Raw genomic sequence first — 24,862 nt, forward strand, 5'->3', positions numbered from 1 at the left:
GCATAATGCTAAAAAGCAGTTTATTCGTTGCTCAGGAACCAAATGACTGTGTAGATGCAATTATAACGTGCGGAAACTCCACAATAAATTTAAATGTGAACGGTTCAGGTACACAAGAATTATTTGACACAAATGTTTGTGGTTTTGGAGGAGGGAGCTTAGGAGAAAATAATAGCGTTTGGCTAGAGGTTACTCCCGCTACACCAGGAACCTTGGGCTTTATATTAAGACCTAATAGCACATCTATAGTAGAAGATTATGACTTTTTTGTTTATGGCCCCAACGTATCATGTGGAAATATAGGGCAAGCTATAAGGTGCTCTAGCACCAACCCGCAAGCAGCTTCTCAAGGCAACAATTTAACTGGAATGAACGGAACATCCACTGATACCAACGAAGGCCCTGGTGCCGATGGTGATAGTTTTGTTAGGTGGTTGGATGTAGAAGCTGGAGATACTTATTTTATTGTTATTGACCGGCCCATTGGAAATAGTGGATTTTCCTTGGAATGGACAGGAAGTACAACTTTCTCTCCACCTCCAACAAATGAGGCGTTAGCATCTGGAATACCACTAAATTTACTAAGTTGTGATATAACTGCGCCTTTTAACGATGGTTTAACCGAATTTAACTTAACACCAAATACTATTGCAATTGAGGGAAGCCAAACCAATATAACAATAACTTACCATTTGTCTGAAACTGATGCTAATATAGGGGTGAATGCAATTCCAACCCGCTACACCAATACAATTAACTCTCAAATTATATATGCGAGAATTACTAACAATAATACGGGCTGTTTTGATTTAACTGAGTTTAGACTAAATGTAGAACCAGGGCCAAATTTTGTTGCTCCATCAGAATATGCAATCTGTGATAACCCCAGTGATGGAGACGATACCAATGGAAGAAGTATATTTATATTATCTTCAAGAAATAATGAAATTTTAGATGGACAAAATCCGTCAGATTTTAATATAACATACCACAGTACCTTAGCTGGTGCAGAACTAAATGATGCAAGCACAATTTTACCCGATTCGTATTACAACAATACACCTTTTAATGAAGAAATATATTTTCGAATTGAAGATGTGATTAACCCTGATTGCTCTAGCGTATCTTCTTTGACATTAGCGGTAAACCCGTTACCATTGAGAACAGATCATAGCATTTTGCAATGCGACGAAGATGGAACTTTAGATGGCATTACAATATTTAATCTCAACGAGGCAAATTCAATTTTAACGAATGGTGCAGATAATCTATCCACTAAGTTTTATACTGATGTGTTAAGAACAAACGAAATACTAACTCCTGATAATTTTCCGAACACATCAAATCCGCAAAACATCTATGTGGAGGTAATAAATAATGACACCTCGTGCATTACAGAATCGGAACTAATAATAAATGTCAGTACAACAGATGTTTTTGATACTAGCATAATAGCTTGTGATAATGATGGTGTTGAAGATGGCCTTTATAATTTTAACTTAAGTGATGCAGATTCGGATATTGTTAATGGGCTCCCGTTAGGGCTTGATATTTCCTATTTCGAAAGTTATGAAGAAGCCCTTACAGAACAAAATAGATTAAGTACAACGTATACCAATACGCTTCCCAATTTACAAACCATTTTTGCCAGAGTGGAAAATAACAATAACTGTTACGGCATTAGTGAAATACAACTCATCGTTAACGAACTGCCAGATATTGAAACTGAAATGGTTACAAACTATTGTCTTAACTTTTTTCCTCAACCTACACTGATAGATGCAGGTTTAAATAGTGGCAACACTGCAGATTTTTTATATAGTTGGTCAACTGGGGAAGATAATTATACGATAGAGGCCAATACCATAGGAAACATAAGAGTTACAGTAACGAATAGAAGCACTAATTGTAGCAAGGAAAGGCTTATAACTATAGAAGCTTCAAATACTGCAACTATTGAATCCATAGAAGTTAATGATGCCTTTGAAAACAATAGTGTTATTGTAAATGCTACAGGTGAAGGTGAATATGAATACAGTTTGATCAATGATGAAGGTGTAAACTACGGCTTCCAAAACAATAACACGTTTGAAAATGTAGTACCTGGATTTTATACAATTTTAGTTAGAGATATTGAAAATAATTGCGGTACAACTGAGCAAGATATATCAGTGATAGGTTTCCCAAAGTTTTTTACGCCCAATAGCGATGGTGAAAACGATACTTGGCAAGTTTACGGTATTTCTGATACGTTTCAATCTCAGACCAAAATTTTAATCTATAACAGATATGGCAAACTATTAAAAGAATTATCACCTTCGGAGGAAGGATGGAATGGTTTTTTTAATGGACGGGTTTTACCAACCGATGACTACTGGTTTTCAGTAATACTACAGGATGGGAGAATTTTTAAAGATCATTTCACATTAATACATTAAACATATAACTTAGAATTATTGCTTTTTATCGGATTTTTTTGCGTTTCATCCAAAATATATTTACTTTCGACCTCGCATTGCATCTTTTAAAAGTTGTAGTTTTATCCAAATTAAAGACATTGAAAAAGCCCCTACATTTCAATCTTATCTTAATTGTGCTTTTATTAAGCACATATTCCGTTGTGGCACAACAAATTAACGTTAATGGAAATGTTACCATAAATCAACTTATCGAAGATAATTTAGTTGACGGGTGCGTTGAGGTTTCAAATGTTACATCAAACATTAATGGTGATGCCAATGGTTTTAGAAGTTTTGCAGAGTTTAGTCGTGGTTCTTCCAACTTTCCTTTTGAAAGTGGAATAATGCTTTCCACTGGTAATGCAGAATCTGGTGGTAATACTTTAATCACTACAGATTTAAGTGAAGGCGCAACCACCTGGGGAACAGATACCGATTTAGAAAATGCCCTTGGCAACAATAATTTTCTGAATGCTACCTCAATAGAATTTGACTTTGTGTCGATTTCTAATCAGGTTCAATTTAACTATCTTTTAGCATCTGAGGAATACTCAGGCATTAACCCTTGCCAGTTCTCTGATGGTTTTGCTTTTTTGATAAGAGAAGCTAGTAGCGTGGGGCCATATCAAAATATAGCAGTAGTTCCTGGTACCACAACACCTGTTAGCACAAATACGGTGCATGACGAAATTGTTGGTGTTTGTGCCGCACAAAATGAGCAATATTTTGATGGTTATAACATTGGAGATACAAATTATAATGGTAGGACAGAAGTACTCACCGCCACTGCAACCATAACGCCTTATGTACAATATCATATTAAACTAGTAATTGCTGACCAAGCCGACCAAAGATTTGATTCTGCAGTTTTTATTGAGGGTGATAGTTTTAGAATACTAGATTTAGGAGAGGACATCACAACTTGTGCTAGCTCAGTGCCCCTTGATGCAGATATCCAGAACCCTTCATCAACTTATGAATGGTTTTTAAACGGTAGCACAACACCTATTCCAGGGCAGACCAATCCTATGCTAAATGTCTCTCAAAGCGGTACATATAGAGTAGAAATTACAACGCCTTTAGGCTCATCAAGCTGTGTTGAGGAGGATGAAATTATAGTTACCATTCAAAATGAAATCAATTTAAACCCACTAACGGACTATCAGCTTTGTGATGATTTAAGCGGAGATGAGGTTGAAACGTTTGACCTATCCACAAAAGATGCAGAACTAGCTGGTATCGTCACTTTTACAAACTACACGTTTAGTTATCATCTATCTGATTCTGATGCAAGATCAGGAGCCAACCCAATAACTAGTCCCATTCAAAATACATCTCTCACACAACCCATTTTTGTGAGGATAGATGATTTAGATTCTGGTTGTGTTGCATATACAACATTCAACATAGTAGTAAACCCTATTCCTAACATTACAAATCCAACAAACTTGGCAATTTGTGATAGTGATAATGACCCAAGTGACGGTTTTACTACCATAGACCTTAGCGTAAAAAATGATGAAATAACGTCTGGAGACACCAATTTGGTAGTCACTTACCATTATAATAATTTAGATGCTAATAGCGGTAGTAATCCCGTTCCGATTCCATATATAAATACAAATACGCCAACTGAGTCTTTATTTGTAAGAGTTATAAATGCCACCACAGGATGTTATACAACTAGCACCCTTACTGTAGATATTACCAATAGCCCAATAGTTAATAGAGAACCAGTACCATTAGATGGTTGTGATGCAGATTATGACGGCACTGATAATTTCGACTTAACCCAAGCTATCAGCGATATTTTGCAGGGGTTAACAGGTGTTACTACTACATTTCATGAAAGTTTAGATGATGCAAATAACGGTATTAACACTATTGCAAATGAAACTAATTATCAAAATATTACTCCAGATGTACAAACAGTTTTTGTTCGTGTGGAAGATGATGCTACTGGATGTGCTTCTGTTGTACCACTTGAAATTCATACAAACCTTTTATTAACCGGAACTGATACGGGAGATTTCGCCCTGTGCGATGATGGTTCTAATGATGGTGTTGAAGGATTTAATTTATTTGTTGTTGAAACTTATATTGCTAATGAACTTCCAGGTATTAACGTATCATTTTTCGAAACTCAAACAGATTTTGACAATAACAACCCGTTAGATAAAAATCAAGTATACAATGCTTCAAATCCAACAAATTTAATAGTTAGCATAGGCAATGGAAATTGTACCGAAGTTACAGACATTAACTTATTAGTAAACCCTATACTAGTATTTACTCCGATTGCTCCTATCCCCTATTGTGATGATGACGATGATGGTGTAGTAAGTATCGATTTGTCAAGTTTTGATACTATTATTACTGGAGGGGATACAGATTTTCTAGTATATTACTTTGGAAGTCAATCAGATGCCGAAAATAATTTTAATCAGCTACCACCATTTTATACTAATTCTTCGCCTACAGAAACTATATTTGTTAGAATTGAAAATATTGCTACCGAATGTTTTACAGTAGAATCTTTCGATATAGAAGTTCGCGCTGCTCCACCTATAACCCAACCAGTGCCTTGGTTATTTTGTGATATTGATAATGATGCATTAACAATTTTAAATCTTGAAGACAAAATTCCCGAAATTGTACCTAGTACTGCTGGGTTGGATATACAGTTTTTTACTTCTGTTACCGATGCCAATAACAATTTAAACCCGGTACTAGACCCCACAAGTTTTGAAACTGGTACACAAACTGTATTTGTGAGAGTTGAGAGTTCTGCTTCTGGATGTTATGCTATTGCTAACCTAGAAATTATTGTCAATACCATTCCTGTAATGTCAACAATAAGTAATTTTCAGTTATGCGAGGACGACGACGACGAGCGCACGGAATTTCTATTTACAGATTGGGATGCCGAAATTTTAAATGGTCAAACTGGTAAAGAAGTATTTTATTTTGAAGACGCTGCTTTTACATCGCCAATAGATAAAACTAACCCTTACACCAACACATCCAGCCCACAAACTATATACGTTCGTGTAGAGAATATAACCGATGTTAGTTGTAATGCCACTTCTTCTTTCATCATTGAAGTTGGAGCCAATCCTAATTACAACACTCCAAGTTCATTTTTAATATGTGATGACGAGAGCAATGACGGTTTTGGCGTTTTTAATTTGAATGAAAAAATAGATGAGATTTCCCAAGGCTCAACTACAAACCTAGAAATCAACTTCTTTACAAGCGAACAAAATGCTATTGATAATATTAACGCAGTGCCATTAGACTTTACTAATACCTTAAACCCACAACAGCTTTATGTAAGAATAGATAATCAAGATTCTGAATGTTTTGTTATCGAAGATTTTGGTATTAACGTGGTTGCAGCTCCTGATCTTTCTGAAGCAGAAATATTTGAACTCTGCGATGATGATTACGATGGTTTTACCATATTTGACTTGGATAATGCACAATATGAAAATTTTGATAGAATACAAACAGGTACTGTAGTAAGTTACTTTGAAAATATTGATGATGTTGAGAATGACGCACTTGCTATTCCTAATCCAAACAATTACGATTCAAATTCGAAGACTGTTTATATCAAGGTTTTAAATACGCTAACTACCTGTTACACAGTACTTCCACTGCAGCTTGAAGTAACACCTCTACCTCCAATACAATTTAGTGGCACCCAACTAATTTGTGATAATGAAACAAACACTTTTGATTTATCCATTATGAACGATGTGATAGTAGAGGATTTAAGTGCAGTTTCTATTAGTTATTTTATAAGTGCCACAGATGCTCAAAATAACAGCAATGCCTTAGCCAGCTTGTTCAATTACACATCAAATAGTCATGTGATATATACCAGAATGGAAGATTTGAATACAGGTTGTATAGGTTATGGAAGTTTCACCCTTCAAATAAATCAAAACCCTGTGGCCAATACACCTCAAAATCTAGTATACTGCGATGATAATTATGATGGTATATTAAGATTTAACCTTTCGGAAACTACGAGTGATATTTTGGGTGCGCAAATTGCTTCAAACCATGAAATTACGTTTCATACCTCGCTTAATGATGCTGAAAATGACGTTAATGCCATAGTTGCATCTCGTGAGGTAAACCTTAACGAAACCTTCTATGCAAGGCTTGAAAACAGAACTACAGGATGTTATGGCACCACTCAGTTTAGCACTACTGTATTACCCTTACCTGTTGTTCCAATTGATGATATTGTTGCGTTTTGTACTGATGATTTACCACTTGTAATTAATGCAGATACGGGAGTTAGTGGAGACGGTTATTTATGGTCTAACGGTGCCACCACATCAGAAATTACTTTGAACGATGTTAACCAAATTGGAGATTATTGGGTAACAGTAACTAAAACTACGGGTTGCGAAATCACTCAGAATTTTTCTGTAATAGAATCGCAACAAGCACCACTAAACCCAAGTTCCACAGTTAATTTTGCTGATCCTAATAGTATTACAGTAAATATTGATGCAACGGCTACTGGCGATTATAGATTTATTCTAGATGATGGAGAGCCTCAAGCTTCAAATGCTTTTGATAATGTAACTATCGGGCGTCATGAGATTACCGTAATAGATATTAACGGTTGTGCACCAGCATATGATACAGTGTTTATATACGATATCCCGAAATTTGTAACACCAAACAACGATGGCTTTTTTGATACTTGGCACATTACAGGTGTAAATGAGTTGCCTGGTACCTTAGTATACATTTACAACAGGCACGGTAAGCTTTTAAAAATGCTACCACATACCTCTCCTGGTTGGGATGGTACATTTAACGGGCAAAATATGCCTGCAGATGACTATTGGTTTTCTGCCGATATAGTTCAAGATGGTGAAAGTTTCAACATCCGAGGCCATTTTGCATTGAAACGATAGCTCTACATCTAAATTTTTTAACAGTTGGTCTTTTTTATTGAATATACTCCGTATCGGGTATAGTTTTTCTGTATTTTAAATTCTAAATTTACGTTGCTATTAATAATAAAGTTGGTTTGCCCCTTGCTAACTGGATAAATCAACCGTATGAAGAATTTTTACTTTCTCTCGCTTTTTATTATTCTATGCTTTTGCCCTAAACTCTTCAGCCAACAGATAACTACAGATAGTTCGATTCCTTTAGAACAGTTGATTTTAAACAATTTAGCACAAGGTTGTGTAGAGATCAGTAATATATCTTCAAATACAAATGGGAATATAAATAATATAGAAAGCTACGGATATTTCGAAAAAGGCAATTCAAATTTTCCTTTTGAAAATGGCATCGTTCTGTCTACGGGTAGCGTAAATTCTGCTGGAAACACTGTAAACGCATCAAATCTAAATGAAGGCGAAACATCATGGGGAACAGATGCCGATCTAGAAAATGCGTTAGGTATTATAAATACGATGAACGCCACAACCATTGAATTTGATTTTGTTTCGTTTTCCAATCAAATTCAATTTAATTATTTATTGGCTTCAGAAGAGTATTATTTAACAAATCCATGCAATTACAGTGATGGGTTCGCCTTTCTTATTAAAGAAGCTGGAACTATGGATACCTACGAAAATATTGCGCTTATACCTGGAACCAGCACACCGGTAAATACTACTACGATAAGAGAGGAAGTGGTTGGTTTTTGTCCCGCACAAAACGAAGCTTATTTTCAAGGAAATAATCAAGGTGATACCAATTTTAATGGCAGAACCACTGTTTTAACTGCAAACGCTACAATAACCCCCAACGTAAAATATAATATCAAACTCATAATTGCAGATCAAGACGACCAGAATTTTGATTCTGCGGTATTTATAGAGGGTAATAGCTTTAATGCTTCCGTCAATCTTGGAGAAGATATATCTACATGTGCAAATACTGTTGATTTGAATGCCGATATCAACAATAATTTAGCGTCCTATAATTGGTATTTAGATGGTGCTTTAATCCCTGGAATAGATACACCTGGATATACAGCTTTAACCTCTGGAACTTATAAAGTGGAAGTAACTATTGAATTAAATAATTCAAGCTGTGTCATAGAAGATGAGATAGATATTACACTAAATGGTGAGCAAATATCAGGTGAAATTACCGATTATATATTGTGCGATGATAACAGTAATAATGGTACGGAAACCTTTGATTTGAATGCAAAGTATAACGAAATTCTATTCTCGGTACCTTCAGGAACCTATAATATCTCATACCACATTTCAGAGGACAATGCAAGAAACAGCAATTCGCCCATTACGGCATCATATCAAAATACAAGTAACCCGCAAACGATATATGTAAGGATTGAAGATACAAATAATGGGTGCATAGCCTACCCTACTTTTGATTTAGTTGTAAATGAAGCTCCAACATTCACAAATCCAGAACCCATAATAGTTTGTGACGATTTAGATAACGACGGCTTTAAAGAAATTGATTTATCACAAGCAAATAACGATATAACAGGTGGTGATAATTCACTATTTGTTACGTATCACTATTCACAACAAGATGCGGACAGTGGGTTTTTCCCAATCTATTCCTTTTACACAAACACTAATCCTACAGATAATTTATTCGTTAGGGTTTATAATTCGTTTTCTGGTTGTCATGCTACCACCACCATAGATGTAACCGTACAACCTAATCCTGATATTAATATTACCGACAGACATTGGATTAATGCCTGTGAAGTGAATTCTGATGGTTTTGCTGAATTTGACTTAACTGTAGCTCTAAACAGTATTTTAAATGGTGTAACTGATGCAACAGTAACATTTCACTTTACGGAAGCAGATGCATTAACTGGGGAAAACCCAATAACCAATGAAACAGCTTTTAATAATACAACAGAATTTTATCAATTGCTCTATGTTAGGGTTTATGACGATACTACTGGATGTTTCTCCATGACCACTTTAGAGCTACAAACAAATCTGGTAGAATTTGGTATTGACTATAATAGTTACGCTGTTTGTGATGATATTTCCAATGACGGTATGGCTGATTTTGATCTGAAAAGTATAGAAGAAGACATAAAAGGAGAGTATGGAGATATTGATGTGGTGTTTTATGAAAGTCAAAACGACCTGGACAACCAAACCAATCCATTGAATGAAAATATTCCCATAACTGTAACATCAAGCCCTAAAACACTTTACACCACAGTAATTGATGATATATGTAAGGTAAACGTTCTGGTAGATCTTATTATAAGTCCTGCTTTAGAATTACCAGATATTGATAGTGTTGATTATTGCGATACAGATACTGATGGCTATACCTCTGTTATTTTGGATACATTTAATGCGGATTTAACCGAAGGTATCTCCCCTGTTTCCATAGAATACTATCTTACTGAAATAGACGCACTAAATGACGAAAATAGACTCCCGCCAACATTCTATAATTCTTATAATCCACAGACCATTTACACCAGAATTTCAAACCCACAAAGTGGATGTGTTGCCGTAAAGCCATTGGAAATAAATATTATTACAGCTCCAACTATAAACTATCCGCAACCCATAATTGTTTGTGATGATGATCAAGATTATTTTTCCATAGTAGATTTAACAGCCGCTGCGCCAGGTGTGGTAGCTGACATGTCTGATATAGAAATTTCATATTACGATGATTATTGGAAAGCCTTTAATGGTGAAGCACCTCTAGAAGATCCAGAAAACTTTAATGCCACTAACCAATACGCCTATTTTAGGGTAAAAAGTAAAACAACATCTTGTTTCAACATTTCGTATGTATATATAAATATAAACACACTTCCTGTATTTCCAGAGATTACAATTTTTGAGAATTGTGAATCTGGAACTGACGACATTGCCGACTTTTATTTTTATGAAAAGGATAATGAAATTTTAAATGGACAGTGGGGTAAACATGTACTATATTTTGAGACAGAACAGGACGCCATAGACAGAACCAACGAAATAGATAAATACAATATTTATCAGAACGTATCAAATCCTCAAACTATTTACACAAGAGTTGAAAGTGTTACAGATTCTGAATGTTTTGGCACCTCATCATTTACTTTAGAAGTGGGCTCTATCCCTCTTTTTAATGAACCAGATAATATTATAGTATGCGATGATATCTCTAATGATGGTGTTGAAGGTTTTGATTTGAATGACACTATAGACCAAATAAAAGAAGGTATTAATGATGATTTGACAGTGACGCTTCACACAACATCCTATGATGCCGAATTTGGGTATAACCCCATAGATCCGTTATTTACAAATTATGTGAATCCTCAACCCATTTATGTACGAATTTCAAATGGCACCTACTGTCATGGACTTACAGACTTTTTAATCAGTATTGTACAAGTTCCTGAAACTACAGAACCATCTCCACTAACTAAATGCGATGTAGATTACGATGGTATTGTAACATTCGACATCACAGAATCTGAGCTACAAATTCTAGATGTAAGACAAAATAATCTTGTGATTACCTATCACAAAACCCAAGATGGTGTAGATAACCATACTGAAATAATTACAGATCCTGAAAACTACAGTAATACAAGCAATCCAGAAACGGTCTACATTAAAATAAATAACACTATTTCAAATTGTTCTGTTAGTTTACCAATAGAACTTCAAGTAGATTTACCTCCTGCACTAGTAGATTTCAAAACCTTCGAAATTTGTGAAAATCCATCACAATATTTCGATTTAAATGAAATTAATGAAGTTGTAGCTCCTAATGATAATGACGCTATAATTACATATTACGTAAATACTTCCGATGCAGAAGCTGGAATTAATACCATTAGCCCTGATTATGTGTATAATACAACTAATGACACTATTTATGCAAGATTAGAATCTGCATCCAGAGGTTGCCATTACGTATACCCCTTCCAGCTTGTTGTACATCCACTACCAATGGCATATAAACCTGATAATATGGAGGCTTGTGATGATGCTAGCGCTGATGGTTTTGAGGTATTCGACTTTTCTTTGCAAGCATCTTCAATATTAAGCAATCAAAATGTTGATGATTATGTAATTACGTTTCATGAAGCTAATGAAGATGCCTTAGCCGGTGAAAATCCATTAGAAGAAAATTATAATGCCCAAAATGGGCAGGCTATTTTTGTACGTTTAGAACATAAAACAACAGGGTGCTTCAGCAATACTGAATTTTCAACTATTGTACATGATTATCCTAATGAAGTTTCTACAATTACTTTATGTGATTCGGATTACGACGAAACTGTAGTTTTTGATATTTCGGCTAATGAAAATGAATTATTTCCTATTGCTTCCAGCGATATTATAGTGTCTTATTATGATGATGAAAGTTTGCTTAATGATGATGCGGCGGCAATTACGAACCCAGAACATTATACCAATATTTCAAACCCACAAACCATTTATATTAAAGTGTTCAACAGTTCTGCCAATTGCTATAATGTGATATACCAAGAACTGGTTGTAACTTCTCCTCCAACTATTGAGGATTTTAAGACCTACAGTATATGCGATAACGCATCACGATACTTCAACTTAACTACTATAGATCAAGTTATAGTAACTAACGATCCTGACGCAATAATTTCATATTACGTGAATGAAGATGATGCTGAAATCGCTAATAATCAAATAGATAAAGATTACACTTATCATACGATGAATGATACAATTTATATTAGAATTGAATCATCCTCCAGAGGTTGCCACTATGTATATCCGTTTCAGCTCATAGTCAATCCACTTCCTGTTGCCAATAAACCCGATGATATTGAGACTTGTGATGATGACTATGATAACATGTATACATTTAATCTCTCCGAAAATGATGCTCAAATCTTAGCTTCTCAAAATCCATTAGAATTTACTGTAAGTTACTATGCTTCAGAAGAACAGGCGATGTCAAAAACCAACCCGCATGACAATTTCCATACTGTAAACAGAGAGGAAAAGCTATTTGCAAGAATTGAGAACAATAGTACTGGTTGCTACAGCATAACAGAGTTTATGTCACATGTAAGACGTAAACCCGTAAATGATATTGGAGATCAAGTAATTTGCTTGGAAAATTTTCCATTAATGGTTTCGGTTGATACTGGATTTGAAAGTGACACTTATCTGTGGTCTCCTAATGGACAAACAACTGCCGATATAGATATTGAAGAAATAGGAGAATATAGTGTTACAGTAACTACTAAATACGGCTGTTCTACTATAAAAACTTTTAACGTCATAGAATCGGAACAGGCCAATATAGAATTTACCGAGACTGTAGATTTTTCAGACCCCAATAATATCACGATCACAGTGAGTGGTATTGGCGACTATTTATACCAAATGGATGATGGTGAACCACAAACTTCAAACTTTTTCCAAAATGTCCCCATTGGGCCAAGATTAATAACCGTTATTGATATCAATGGCTGCTCATACATATCAAAAGAAGTGGTAGTCATAGATACTCCAAAATTCCTAACCCCAAATAACGATGGGTATTTTGATACATGGCACATAACAGGAGTAGAACAGTTAGAAGGCACCACCATACACATTTATGACCAATATGGTAAGCTAATTAAAAGCTTAGGGCATAACTCTCCAGGTTGGGACGGTACATACAACGGACAACATATGCCATCAAACGATTATTGGTTCGCTGCACATGTATTCTATAAAGGCGATGAATTTGATGTAAAAGGCCATTTTACACTTAAACGATAAAACTTATTTTTTCATTTTTTTTCATAAAAAAAGCTACATACACGGCTAGCTTTTAAAAGTCTAAAAATTAAACCTTGAGCGTTTACTTAAGTCTAAGAGAATTAAATATTCTATATTTAACATTCGAAAAAAAATGTCCTTTTTAAAATGATTAATAGCTCTATTTTAAAACATCTTCTTGTTTGCCTAATTATTTGTTTTAGCTCTAAAGGGTTTTCCCAATTAAGTAAAAAACACTATCTACCGCCATTAACCTATGCAGATGCCAATAGTTCCCTTCCTCAAGATCAATATTTATATTTATCAACACCATCAGCAAACCCTGTAAACTATACCATTACATTAGTTGGCCAACCCCCTACCTCTAACATTTCTGGTACAGTTTCAAACGCTTTACCAAGCGAAATTGCGATAGGCAACGGAGGTAATACTCAATTGTTTATCCCACCTGGGCAAACCAGTACCATTACGAGCAATAGAGGTTATATTATCGAAGCTGAGTCTCCAATTTATGTATCAGTAAGGATGATTGGCGCCACTAGTGGTTCCCAAGCCGGAGCTTTGGTAAGTAAAGGTGCGTCTGCTCTTGGCAATATTTTTAGAATAGGTACTTATCCAAATGCAAACCCTCAAGATAATTACCTGAATTTTGTATCGGTCATTGCAACAGAAGACAATACACAAGTTAATTTTAGCAACCTTGCGAATAACCTCATCATACAGAATTATACGGGTGCAGTTCCAGTAAACGTAACTTTAAATGAGGGCCAAAGTTATACCATAGCCTTAAACAGTTTTGATGCACTGGTAAATAGAGCTGGCTTAATTGGCTGTTTAGTAAATTCAGATAAACCCATTGTGGTAAATTGCGGATCAGCAAATGGAAGTTTTGGTACTGGTGGTGCTAGAGACTATGGTATTGATCAAATTGTTGGACTGAGCAAAGTGGGAAATGAATATATATTTGTTAGAGGTGATGGACCAAACGGGTGGGAAAATGTCTTAATTGTAGCGCACACAGATAATACAACCGTAAGTGTTAATGGAAACCCTACGGGAACCACCTTAAATGCTGGACAGTTTTTAATAATTGAGGGTGATTCTTATAACGTAAGTGGTAATATGTACGTTGCAACGTCTCAACCTGTTTTTGCTTATCAAGGTGTTGGAGGGAGTAATTCCGAAGCAAATCAAGGCATGTTCTTTGTACCCCCGCTTAGCTGTGAAACTAGAGGCAATATTAATAACATAGCCAATATAGATAGAATTGGAGGTACAGTATTCAGCGGAGGACTTACAATTGTTACGAGAACTGGCGCTACGGTAACCATAAATAACTTACCATTGGCTAACTTCAACAGTAATGGCCCAAATGCTGTAACTGGAAATAATGATTATGTGACCTATCGTGTCACTGGTTTAACGGGGAATATATCTGTTCAAGGCAGTGATGAGCTTTATGTTGCTTATTTTAATGTAAATGGTGCCGCCACATCTGGTAGTTTTTATTCTGGTTTTCCCACGGCACCAGAAATTAATTTTGACACACAATTTGCTGCACTTGGTAATTGTATACCAAATATTACCTTAGAAGCTGCAAACGCTGAAAGTTTTGATAGCTTTGAATGGCAATTTGACGATGGTTCTGGCTCAGGTTTTGTGGACTTAGGAATATCAGCAACTAGTATAATGCCTGCTGTACCTGGCCGATATAAACTAATTGGTATTATTACGTGTACATTAGAACGTTTGGAATCCCCCGAAGTACCTGTTAGTATTTGTCCCGATGACAGGGATAACGATGGTATAATTGACAATATAGATGTCGATAACGATAATGACGGTATTTTAAATTGCACCGAATCCAGGGGTGATGTTGTTATGAATTTATCAAACATTAATCTACCTCAATTGGAATTTCAGGATGGAACGGTAAACACAAGCATACCTAGCAGTTCTTATGTTCAAACAAATAGTTCTGGAAGCACCAATACCTTTACGGCTACTAATACGGGCAATTTTACAAGTACGGCGCTACCCGCACCAGATTCAGAAAATATATATGCACTAAATTTCACTGAGCCTGTAAATGTTAAGCTCTCAGAGAATACAACAGTTATCCACAATACAGTAAACGAAGAATTTTTCATAGCACAAATTCTACCATCTAATAAAAACATCACGTTGGTAGATCCTGATGATAGATTACTAGTAGATTCTAATTTTGATGGTATTTTTGAAGCAGGAATCACACAAATATCAGGGTCTGAAATTCACTTTAAGATCAACCCTTCACCAACAGATACAACGCCATACGAGTTTTTCGCAAATCAAGTTGATGGGTTTATTTTTACACACAAATCAACAAGTGTAGTACAATCATCAGTATTCAGCGGAAATCTTTCCCTTACTTGTTTCAAAAAAGACAATGATAATGATGGTGTTAAAGATGAATTTGACTTGGATAGCGATAATGATGGTATTCCCGATTTTATTGAAAATCAAGGCGTATTAGTACCCCTTTCCGCAACAGATGCGGATCTAAATGGGTTAGATGATATTTACGATATATCCCTTAGTCCAATAGATACCGACGGGGACGGAATTTTAGATTTTTATGATTTGGATAGCGATAATGATGGCATTACGGATTTAATTGAAACAGGTGAACTGGGACTGCTTTCTGACACCAATTTAGATGGTATCGAAGATGGTCCAAATTATGGCGCTAATGGTTGGGCAGATGCCGCCGAAACTACACCAGACAGCAATATAATTGGTTATACCTTAAACGATTTAGACGCCGATTCTACATTCAGCTATATTGATGCCGATAGTGATGGTGATGACTGTAGCGATGTTATTGAAGCCGGATTTTCTGATGCTAATGGTGATGATTACCTTGGTGACAATATAGCAACTGTAGATGTTAATGGTTTGGTAAACAATGCTTCTGATGGCTATACACTACCAAATTCTGATTATTTAGATGGTACACCCTTAACTATAACCACGCAACCACAAAACACAACGGTTTGCCAACTTTCCAATGTAACGTTTAGTATTATATCATCAGAAGCCGAAGCCTACCAATGGGAAGTAAGTACAGATGGGGCAAACTGGACGACCCTTACAAACGATGCCATATATACTGATGTTCAAACTGATGTATTATCCATTTCAAATATACCTGCAGTTTATGATGGTAATATGTATAGGGTTAAAATAGATAGAGCAGGCAACTCTTGTGGAATATTTTCTGAAACTGCTACACTCAGCCTTTTTGCTTTACCCACTGTCAACGTTCCTGACACTTACTCTCAGTGTGATGATGACAGTAATGACGGTCAAGCTTTTTTCAATCTAACTTTAGATGATATTAAGGCAGAAATCAATCCTAATTTTGAGAGCGAAAACCTAATATTTACATATTACGAAACACAGCCAGAAGCAGAAAGTGCCACAAATGCAATTGTTACTCCAGAAGCCTATCAAGATGCTTTAGGTTTTGCTCCAGAAACAATATGGATTCGTGTGGAAGACCCCAATGGTTGCCATAGGGTTACCCCAATTACATTAGAAGTGAACCCGAGTAGTGCAGCATTAGCATCATACAACCCCACTCCAATCTATCAGTGTGATGATGGCGCAGATAATCGAGATGGTATTGCTACATTTGATATGACATCCATTCGTAACGAGATTACTATAACAATTTTTAATACTATAAACGTTACGGTACATTTTTATGAAAGTCTTACAGATGCAGAATTAGAAACCAATGAAATAGTAGATATTGAAAACCATGAAAATACAAATTCACCTAATACCCAAAATATTTGGGTAAGAGTAAAAAGTGATTTGGGCAATGATTGCTTGGGGCTTGAAGAATTTACTAATTTATTAAATGTGGAAGCACTACCCGTAGCGCATCCAGTAACTTTAGAAAGGGAATGCGATTTTAACCTAACAGATAATGTATTAAACCATCCGTTTGATGTCTCTCAGCTCGAAAACAATATTCTCAATGGTCAAAATCCATCAGATGTCACGATTACTTATTTTGACAATAGCGGCAACCCATTACTTTATAATGATGGCACTCCTGTGGTTAGCCCAATTCAAGATATATTTTTCACTGAAAATCAAATTATAACTGTAAGGGTTACCAACAATAACACTTTAGATCCTGATGGAGCTTGCTATGATGAAACTTTTGTAGATTTTATTGTAGATATTCTACCAATAGCTAACCCCGTACCCCAACAAGTGGTGTGTGATGGTGATAATGGCGATATTGATGATGATGGTCTGTATCCATTTGACACCTCTACATTTACCAGTACAATTCTTGATAGTCAAACAGGTATGGACATCAATTATGATTATATTGATGAAAATGGTGATTTTTTAATCGATCAGAGTAGTTTGCCTAATCCCTTGATTTCTTCATCGCAAACTGTATTTGTTGAAGTGTTCAATCCAACAAATATGTCGTGTTCAGATAGTACTATTATCAATTTAGTTGTAAATCCACTTCCAGAGTTTTCCGTTATCACGCCTCAACTTGTGTGTACTTCGGATCCTACTTTTGAAATTAATTTAGAACCTTTTGAAGATAGCCCGTCTGAAGTTTTTGATTATGAATGGCTATGGACGAGTTTAGATGGTACCACAATCAATCAATTTATTTCAAATGATAGAGATATTGATATATCAGACCCGGGTACGTACACGATAACTTTATCCAAAACCGATGGTACAAGTTGTTCTAGATCTAGGGAAATAGTAGTTGACGCCTCCGAACAAGCAATAATTACATTAGATGATGTTATCATAGTTGATATTTCTGAAAACAACTCGGTTACAATAGACCCAACAAATCTAGGTAGCGGTGATTATGAATATGCGCTTGTAGAAGACAATTCAACCTTTATAGATTATCAAGCTGATCCATTTTTCGACAGGGTAAAACCAGGATTTTACACCATTTACGTACGCGATACTATTTGTGGAGTCTCTACATTAGACATATCGGTGGTTGGATATTTCAGGTTTTTCACGCCTAATGGAGATGGTTTCAATGATACTTGGAATATTAAAGGTGTAGATGAAAGTACACAGGCTAATAGTACCATATATATCTATAACCGCTATGGTAAACTTATTAAACAGCTCCTTACCTCTTCCGATGGTTGGGACGGTACATATAATGGACAGCTGATGCCAACAGACGACTATTGGTTTAAAGTGAATCTTGAAGATGGCAGAACATTTATGGGACACTTTACCTTAAAAAGGTAAGCAGTATTTCCGTAATTTTGCTGAATGAAATTCAAAATAGAATCAGAATTTAATCCTACTGGAGATCAACCAGGAGCCATACAACAGCTTTCAGATGGTGTAACTTCGGGTGAAAAATACCAAACACTTTTGGGAGTAACTGGTTCCGGTAAAACATTTACCGTTGCAAATGTTATTGAAGAAGTGCAACGCCCTACCTTAGTTTTGGCGCACAACAAAACGCTTGCAGCGCAATTATACTCTGAGTTTAAGCAGTTTTTCCCAAGTAATGCTGTAGAGTATTTTGTATCCTATTATGATTACTATCAACCCGAGGCTTATATTCCTGTATCTGGTGTGTATATCGAAAAAGATTTATCAATTAATGAAGAGATAGAAAAAATGCGATTAAGCACTACCTCTTCCCTACTTTCAGGGAGACGTGATGTTTTGGTTGTAGCGTCAGTATCTTGTCTTTATGGTATTGGTAACCCTATTGAATTTCAGAAAAACGTCATCACAATCAAAAGAGATCAAGTAATTTCTAGAACACAACTATTACATCAGTTGGTTCAAAGCCTATATTCTAGAACCGAGGCAGATTTTCGTCACGGTAATTTTAGAATAAAAGGAGACACCGTAGATATATTTCCTAGTTATGCAGATGATGCTTTCCGCATTCATTTTTTTGGGGATGAAATCGAGGATATTGAATCTTTTGATATTCAAACAAATGAAGTTCTTGAAAAATACGATCGCCTCAACATTTACCCTGCAAATATGTTTGTTACTTCACCGGAAATTCTTCAAGGAGCTATAAAGGAAATTCAGGACGACTTAGTAAAGCAGCACGACTATTTTAAAGACATCGGTAAGCATTTAGAAGCAAAACGTTTGAAAGAACGCACTGAGTTTGATTTAGAAATGATAAGAGAATTGGGGTATTGCTCTGGGATTGAAAATTATTCTAGGTATCTGGATGGTAGAGCTCCAGGTACACGTCCATTTTGCCTGTTAGATTATTTTCCAGATGACTATTTAATGGTAGTAGATGAAAGCCACGTTACTATTTCGCAAGTACACGCCATGTATGGAGGTGACAGAAGCAGAAAAGAAAATCTCGTGGAATATGGGTTCAGACTGCCAGCGGCAATGGATAACAGACCCTTAAAATTTGAAGAGTTTGAGGCACTTCAAAATCAAGTTATATATGTAAGTGCAACTCCTGCCGACTATGAGCTACAAAAAACAGACGGTATTTATGTAGAACAGGTAATTAGGCCAACAGGTTTATTGGATCCTATTATTGAAGTACGCCCTAGTTTGAATCAAATTGACGATTTAATTGAAGAAATTCAAGTTCGGGTTGAAAAAGACGAGCGCACATTAGTCACTACATTAACAAAAAGAATGGCAGAGGAATTAACTAAGTACCTGGATCGCATTCAAATTCGTTGTCGCTATATTCACAGTGATGTAGATACTTTAGAACGCGTTGAAATTATGCAAGATTTAAGAAAAGGTCTATTTGATGTACTCGTTGGTGTAAACCTACTCCGTGAAGGTTTGGATTTACCCGAGGTATCATTAGTTGCTATTTTGGATGCAGATAAAGAAGGTTTTTTACGGTCTAACCGCTCTTTAACACAAACCGTTGGACGCGCAGCTAGAAACCTAAATGGAAAAGCCATTATGTATGCGGATAAAATCACTAACAGTATGCAAAAAACCATAGATGAAACGAATTATCGACGTGAAAAACAAATTGCATATAATACTGAACACAATATTAAACCAAAGGCATTAAATAAAAGTTTGGATAATGCATTGGCCAAAAATTCTGTAAGTACTTACAGCTATGAATTGGAAGCCGCGAGAGCAGCCGAACCGGAAAGCGAGTATTTAACCAAACCAGAGTTGGAAAAGAAAATTCGTGAAAAGCGCAAACTCATGGAAGATGCAGCTAAAGCTTTAGATTTCATAGTTGCTGCACAACTTAGAGATGATATAAAAGACTACCAAGATAAATTAGAAAAGCTAAAGGTTTAGTCAAACCTTTAGCTTTTCATAAATTCAGCCGATTAACGACCTACCTTTGTCAACATTAATTAGTTATACTGTGTTTTAAAAATATCAATCAAAACATCAGGTGGCACTATTTTATTAGGGAAACTCTCCATCAAATACAATACTTTCGAGATGGATTCATGGCTTAGTCCCATTCGTAGTCCAAAATTGTAAAGTTTTATCACACCAGCAGAGGCGGCATTTCTACCATGTTCCTGTTCAATATTCATCAATAAAACCAATCTGTGAAATTGAACGATGCGTTCGCTATGCGATTTTAAATGCGTGTAATTTATGGGATGGTTGATTAAATAGTCAAAATCTTCACGAGAAATATCCAATTGCTTAGCTACTCCTAGTAAGAAGTTATATTCAATATCTTGAATGTCCTTATCATACTGCGCGAAGGCAATCATTTCTGATAAAAGACTCAATTTTTCCATTCTATTAATCATTCTATGAGGGTCATTTTTATTACAGTATAAATTTACACAGAAAGCTTTTGTACTAATCGTAGATATGACACCTCTTATCGAAAAACTAAGCGTTATTTATCGGCTATTTTGTCGAGTTTATCAATCCAAAATTTTTTTAGTCTAAAAAAAACGTATATCATCATTTTAAATATTTATACTATTTTACAGTTAATATAATTGTAATTAATTGATAAACAACCACTTAATTAAACGTTGTAAAATAAAAAACGAGTCTTTAAAAGAAGATATAATAAAGTATCTTTGAAATTATTTCAAAAACGCCAGAAACGCATTGGCTCATTTGTAAAATCGATGAAATGCATTTACAAAACATAAGTATAATTAACATATGACAAATAATGATGTTTTAAAGAAGTTGAGAGTAGCATTAAAACTTCGTGATGATGATATTGTAAAGATTCTTGGTTTGGTAGACTTTAGAATTTCAAAAAGTGAATTGGGTGCTTTCTTTAGACGAGAAGATCATCCAAAATATATGGAGTGCGGAGATCAAATCCTAAGAAATTTTTTAAACGGTTTAATCATTCATTTAAGGGGTCCTAGGCCTCCAAAACAAAAGAATAAAAAAAACGGCAATAATTAATTATTACCGTTTAGTTTTAGATTAGATAGATTTAACTATCCTAATTGGTACTGTAAATGTTCTTTTTGAATTAACTACGCCATTGTCTACAATTTTATAATTTAATCTATCCTTAACATATTTTTCTAATACATCACTATTAGAATTAACAGATAAAACCACAATCTCATTTTTAGTGTTTACAAATAAATCTGCAACGATGTAGGCACCTTCATTAATTTGAATTTCTGGGTTTTTTAACAATTTAGCAACTACATCAGTAATAGTAGTTGGTTTTTCCTTTTTAATAGGGTTTGTATTCGCAGACACTGTGCTAGCAGACACCATAACTACTATTAACAATAAACATTTTAAAGCTCTCATAATATTTGTTTTTTTAATTTGATGCGCATATTGACGAGTAAGTATGTTTTAATTTACATTTTTTAACATTATTTAACTTAAAACCCTCTTATTGATGTTTTATCAATAAAAAAAGCACCTAAAAAGGTGCTTTTTTAAATTATATTCAATGTTACTATTAAGCTAATACGTCTTGAACCTTATCCGCGGCTTCCTGAAATTCAGTAGCGCTCAATACATCCAGCCCAGAACTATCAATTAATTCCTTAGCAATATCTGCATTTGTTCCCTGAAGTCTTACAATTATAGGGACATTGATATTACCCATGTTTTTATAGGCATCTATTACACCTTGTGCTACACGGTCACAGCGCACAATTCCGCCAAAAATATTTATCAAAATAGCTTTTACGGCAGGATCTTTCAAAATAATTTTAAAGGCTGCTTCTACTCTGGCTGCATCCGCAGTACCGCCAACGTCTAAAAAGTTTGCTGGCTCACCACCTGCTTGCTTAATTAAGTCCATAGTCGCCATTGCTAAACCAGCTCCATTTACCATGCAGCCTACATTCCCATCTAAATCTACATAGTTTAAACCAACTTCTTTAGCTTCAACTTCTATGGGATTTTCTTCTCTTAAATCTCTTAAATCAATGTAATCCTTGTGTCTATATAGCGCGTTATCATCTATGGTAACTTTAGCATCAACCGCCATGATCTTGTTATCACTAGTTTTTAAAACTGGATTTATTTCAAATAAAGAAGAATCAGACTTCACATACGCGGTATACAACGCGGTAACAAATTTCGTCATTTCTTTAAAAGCCATACCAGATAAGCCTAAATTAAACGCTACGCGCCTAGCTTGAAAAGGCAATAAACCAACGGCTGGGTCAATTTCCTCGGTAAATATTAAATGAGGCGTTTCTTCTGCCACAGTTTCAATATCCATACCTCCTTCTGTTGAATACATAATCATGTTGCGCCCAGTTCCTCTATTCAAAAGCACTGACATATAGAACTCATCGGTTTCGGTTTCGCCAGGATAATACACGTCTTCAGCAACAAGTACTTGATGCACTTTCTTTCCTTCGGCGGACGTTTGAGGAGTTACTAAATTCATTCCAATAATTTGTCCAGCAATTTCCTCAACTTCATTCAAGTTTTTAGCAAGCTTTACACCACCACCTTTTCCGCGTCCACCTGCGTGAACCTGTGCCTTAATCACATGCCAACTTGTGCCAGTTTCAGACGTTAGTTGTTTTGCAGCTGCTACTGCTTCATGTTTATTTTGGGCAACAATACCACGTTGAATGCGCACACCAAAATTGCTTAATATCTCTTTTCCTTGATACTCGTGTAAGTTCATAATTTGCTCGTTGTTTTAGAAAAGCAAAAGTAAATAATCACTCGTAATTATTCTAATATTTAACGCAGTATTGACTTTTTTTAAAAATCAATAACAGAAATTATCTGTTAAATATTTAACACATTGTTTAATTTGTATAATATTTGGTTATTTGTTTGTTTTTGAAACTAAAAAAATATCTTTGTCGGAAATTATAATTGTATTGATGAAAAATAATGATTTAGTAAAAATTGCAAACGATTTTGGAAGCCCAGTATATGTTTACGAGGGAGAGAAAATTGAATCACAATATAAAAGATTAACTGATGCATTTAAAGGTATTAAACACCTAAAGATAAATTATGCGGTAAAAGCGTTATCAAATATATCTATCCTCAAGTTACTTAAAAATTTGGGTTCTGGTATAGATACGGTTTCTATTCAGGAAGTACAACTTGGTTTGGCAGCTGGTTTTTCTCCAAATCAAATTATCTATACACCAAATGGTGTATCTCTAGATGAAATTGAAGAGGCGGCAAAACTTGGAGTTAAAATAAACATTGACAACCTTTCCATACTTGAACAGTTTGGAACTAAGCACCCCAAAACTCCCGTTTGCATTCGTATAAACCCGCACGTTATGGCTGGTGGAAATGCTAATATTTCAGTGGGACATATAGATTCTAAGTTTGGTATTTCCATTCACCAGATACCTCACTTGTTACGTATTGTTGAAAATACCAAAATGAACATTAATGGTATTCATATGCACACCGGAAGTGATATTCTTGACATTGACGTGTTTTTGTATGCAAGCGAAATTTTGTTTGAAACTGCTAAAAACTTCAAAAATTTAGAGTTTATAGACTTTGGGTCTGGATTTAAAGTGCCTTATAAAACAGGAGATATCGAAACAAATATTGAAGAACTAGGTAAAAAATTATCCAGTAAATTCAACGCATTTTGTGAAGACTATGGTAAAGAATTAACCTTAGCTTTTGAACCTGGTAAATTTCTCGTGAGTGAATCTGGACATTTTTTGACAAAAGTAAATGCGGTTAAGCAAACTACCTCTACTGTTTTTGCTCAGGTAGATTCTGGTTTCAATCATCTAGTAAGACCAATGTTCTATGGGTCGCACCACGAAATTGATAATATTTCAAACCCTAATGGTCGTGAACGATTTTACTCTGTTGTAGGCTACATTTGCGAAACTGATACGTTTGGAAATAACAGACGCATCAATGAAATCAATGAGGGCGATATTTTACGCTTTAAAAATGCGGGTGCTTATTGTTTCTCCATGGCTAGCAATTACAATTCGAGATACAGACCTGCGGAAGTTTTGTGGTACAACAACAAAGCGCATTTAATTAGAAAACGTGAAACTTTTGATGACATTATTCACAATCAAATAGAAGTAGATTTTTCTAGTAAAACAAAAAAAGCTGCGACAGTTTAGTAAAAAGCGTTTCGAATGAAACGCTTTTTTATTACCTTTAGGTCATCCCTAAGTCATG

General features: G+C 35.3%; 10 protein-coding genes. 7 read left to right on the forward strand and 3 right to left on the reverse strand.

Features of this window, described 5'->3' with window-relative positions; all coding sequences use genetic code 11:
- Positions 1 to 5: 5 nt before the first annotated feature.
- From AC1B0Z_RS04565 to uvrB, 5 genes are all read left to right on the forward strand, one after another.
- The gene (locus tag AC1B0Z_RS04565; protein WP_483794369.1) at positions 6 to 2,438 is read left to right on the forward strand and encodes a T9SS type B sorting domain-containing protein; all 2,433 of its coding nucleotides are present in this window, start codon (positions 6 to 8) and stop codon (positions 2,436 to 2,438) included.
- 119 nt (positions 2,439 to 2,557) lie between these two features.
- Positions 2,558 to 7,402, forward strand: a complete 4,845-nt coding sequence (locus tag AC1B0Z_RS04570) for a T9SS type B sorting domain-containing protein (protein ID WP_483794370.1) — start codon at positions 2,558 to 2,560, stop codon at positions 7,400 to 7,402.
- Positions 7,403 to 7,549: 147 nt separating this feature from the next.
- Entirely contained in the window at positions 7,550 to 13,222 is a 5,673-nt protein-coding gene (locus tag AC1B0Z_RS04575) for a T9SS type B sorting domain-containing protein (protein ID WP_483794371.1), read from the forward strand.
- A gap of 147 nt (positions 13,223 to 13,369) precedes the next feature.
- Positions 13,370 to 18,526 carry a T9SS type B sorting domain-containing protein gene (locus AC1B0Z_RS04580; protein ID WP_483794372.1) on the forward strand — a complete coding sequence of 1,719 codons (5,157 nt, stop codon included), beginning with the start codon at positions 13,370 to 13,372 and terminating at the stop codon, positions 18,524 to 18,526.
- 24 nt (positions 18,527 to 18,550) lie between these two features.
- Complete coding sequence (uvrB, locus tag AC1B0Z_RS04585; RefSeq protein ID WP_483794373.1) at positions 18,551 to 20,554, forward strand: excinuclease ABC subunit UvrB; 2,004 nt, start codon at positions 18,551 to 18,553, stop codon at positions 20,552 to 20,554.
- A 59-nt stretch (positions 20,555 to 20,613) separates the two neighbouring features.
- Here the strand turns inward: uvrB and AC1B0Z_RS04590 are convergent, their stop codons facing one another.
- Positions 20,614 to 21,027 (reverse strand): TerB family tellurite resistance protein, encoded by a 414-nt coding sequence (locus AC1B0Z_RS04590; RefSeq protein WP_483794374.1) that lies wholly within the window; start codon positions 21,025 to 21,027, stop codon positions 20,614 to 20,616.
- Positions 21,028 to 21,397: 370 nt separating this feature from the next.
- On the opposite strand from AC1B0Z_RS04590, the gene AC1B0Z_RS04595 reads away from it, so the two are divergent.
- The gene (locus AC1B0Z_RS04595) at positions 21,398 to 21,652 is read left to right on the forward strand and encodes a DUF1456 family protein (RefSeq protein ID WP_483794375.1); all 255 of its coding nucleotides are present in this window, start codon (positions 21,398 to 21,400) and stop codon (positions 21,650 to 21,652) included.
- Positions 21,653 to 21,673: 21 nt separating this feature from the next.
- Here AC1B0Z_RS04595 and AC1B0Z_RS04600 read toward each other — a convergent pair whose 3' ends face one another.
- A complete protein-coding gene (locus tag AC1B0Z_RS04600; protein WP_483794376.1) occupies positions 21,674 to 22,015 on the reverse strand; it encodes a hypothetical protein in 342 nt (113 codons plus the stop codon).
- Positions 22,016 to 22,172: 157 nt separating this feature from the next.
- Positions 22,173 to 23,363 carry an ADP-forming succinate--CoA ligase subunit beta gene (gene sucC / locus AC1B0Z_RS04605; protein ID WP_483794377.1) on the reverse strand — a complete coding sequence of 397 codons (1,191 nt, stop codon included), beginning with the start codon at positions 23,361 to 23,363 and terminating at the stop codon, positions 22,173 to 22,175.
- Positions 23,364 to 23,568: 205 nt separating this feature from the next.
- Here sucC and lysA point away from each other — a divergent pair, with 205 nt between their 5' ends.
- The gene (gene lysA / locus AC1B0Z_RS04610; protein ID WP_483795245.1) at positions 23,569 to 24,804 is read left to right on the forward strand and encodes a diaminopimelate decarboxylase; all 1,236 of its coding nucleotides are present in this window, start codon (positions 23,569 to 23,571) and stop codon (positions 24,802 to 24,804) included.
- Positions 24,805 to 24,862: the final 58 nt, after the last annotated feature.

The organism is Hyunsoonleella sp. J2K-J805, assembly GCF_057167125.1.

Coding starts and splice junctions, on each gene's coding strand:
- AC1B0Z_RS04565 (WP_483794369.1), top strand. CDS start 6: ATGCTAAAAAGCAGTTTATTCGTTGCTCAGGAACCAAATGACTGTGTA.
- AC1B0Z_RS04575 (WP_483794371.1), top strand. CDS start 7,550: ATGAAGAATTTTTACTTTCTCTCGCTTTTTATTATTCTATGCTTTTGC.
- AC1B0Z_RS04580 (WP_483794372.1), top strand. CDS start 13,370: ATGATTAATAGCTCTATTTTAAAACATCTTCTTGTTTGCCTAATTATT.
- uvrB (WP_483794373.1), top strand. CDS start 18,551: ATGAAATTCAAAATAGAATCAGAATTTAATCCTACTGGAGATCAACCA.
- AC1B0Z_RS04590 (WP_483794374.1), bottom strand. CDS start 21,027: ATGATTAATAGAATGGAAAAATTGAGTCTTTTATCAGAAATGATTGCC.
- AC1B0Z_RS04595 (WP_483794375.1), top strand. CDS start 21,398: ATGACAAATAATGATGTTTTAAAGAAGTTGAGAGTAGCATTAAAACTT.
- AC1B0Z_RS04600 (WP_483794376.1), bottom strand. CDS start 22,015: ATGAGAGCTTTAAAATGTTTATTGTTAATAGTAGTTATGGTGTCTGCT.
- sucC (WP_483794377.1), bottom strand. CDS start 23,363: ATGAACTTACACGAGTATCAAGGAAAAGAGATATTAAGCAATTTTGGT.
- lysA (WP_483795245.1), top strand. CDS start 23,569: ATGAAAAATAATGATTTAGTAAAAATTGCAAACGATTTTGGAAGCCCA.